Source organism: Arthrobacter sp. I3 (assembly GCF_000520575.1).
In the GTDB taxonomy this organism is placed as follows: domain Bacteria; phylum Actinomycetota; class Actinomycetes; order Actinomycetales; family Micrococcaceae; genus Arthrobacter; species Arthrobacter humicola_A.
The window spans coordinates 6465-7557 of record NZ_KI914921.1; the positions used below are offsets into that span (position 1 = coordinate 6465).

Below are 1093 nucleotides of genomic sequence, written 5' to 3' on the forward strand. Positions count from 1 at the left end.
TGGTGGACTGGTGGCGGGTCGAGCGGATCGACCGTGGCCGGCTGCTGCGGCTGCGGGCCGAAATGCGGGCCCCGGGCCGGGCCTGGCTCGAACTTTCAGTGGAGCCGGAGGGGACGGGCAGCCGCTACCGCCAGCGCGCCATCTTCTTCCCCAAGGGCCTGAGCGGCCGCCTCTACTGGCTCGCAGTGCTGCCGTTCCACAGCGTCATCTTTCCCGCCATGTCGCGGAATATCACCGCCGCCGCCCGGGATCTGGAAAACCTCGAATCGGAGCCAGCCCGCCACACCACGTAGGATGTTGGAGCCCGAAACGTCCACTTCCACATCACGGAGGACCCCCTATGGCCCTGAGTGCATCCACCACCGTTCCGCACAGCGTCGACCGCGTCACCGCGGTTTTCGTCAATGAAGACTTCCTGCGCCACACGAGCGAACTCGTCGGCGGCACCCTGGAATCCTTCGCCATCGACGGTGACACCGCCGGCGCTTTCAACACCACCACCGTGCGGACCATCCCCACCACCCGGATGCCCGACATTGCCCGGAAATTTGTTGGCGAAAGCCTGAAGGTGACCCAGCTGGAGGCTTGGGAGGCCCCCGCCGCCGACGGCTCCCGGCAGAGCAAGATCTCCCTGAAGGTCTCCGGCGCCCCGCTGGACGTGAAGGCTGTCCAGCGTCTCGTGTCCGACGGCGGCAGCACCCGGATCGAGCTCGAGGGCGACGTGACCTCCTCGGTGCCGTTCCTTGGCGGCAAGATCGCCGACGCCGCAGAACCGATGGTCGGCAAGGCCCTGAACCTGCAGTCCCAGCAGGCCCAGGACTGGCTCGAAAGCCACTGACCCCGTGGAACTGCCCGCGGTCCTCGCCGTCGTCCTGATCGTCGCCGGCGTCTGGTCCCTGGTTGTCTGGCCGCAGTTCCTGCGCCGGGTCATGAAGGATCCGCGTGCCCGTGACGCCAACGGCAAGGCCACGCGCTTCCTGACCGTCCATGTGGTCCTGGTCAGCATCTCCATGCTGCTGGGGGCCGCGACGGCGGCGATTGGCGTGGCCGGGCTGCTCAGCTAGCATCCGGCACACCGGCGGCGGCAGGCGCA

The 1093-nt window shown here is 68.0% G+C and carries 3 protein-coding genes; all 3 read left to right on the forward strand.

Annotation, left to right across the window (positions count from 1 at the left end; genetic code table 11):
* Window positions 1–293, forward strand: a 293-nt coding sequence (locus Y706_RS24760) for a DUF2867 domain-containing protein (RefSeq protein WP_043435857.1), incomplete at its 5' end; no start/stop codon positions are given.
* A 47-nt stretch (window positions 294–340) separates the two neighbouring features.
* Window positions 341–838, forward strand: coding sequence for a DUF2505 domain-containing protein (locus Y706_RS0109965; RefSeq protein ID WP_028276479.1), 498 nt, complete (start codon window positions 341–343; stop codon window positions 836–838).
* Between the two features lie 4 nt (window positions 839–842).
* Window positions 843–1064, forward strand: a complete 222-nt coding sequence (locus tag Y706_RS0109970; RefSeq protein WP_018774651.1) for an SCO4848 family membrane protein — start codon at window positions 843–845, stop codon at window positions 1062–1064.
* The last annotated feature ends 29 nt before the right edge of the window (window positions 1065–1093 follow it).

Bases quoted from the DNA above. Each gene is read 5' to 3' on its own strand.
- Y706_RS0109965 (WP_028276479.1), top strand. From the start codon at position 341: ATGGCCCTGAGTGCATCCACCACCGTTCCGCACAGCGTCGACCGCGTC.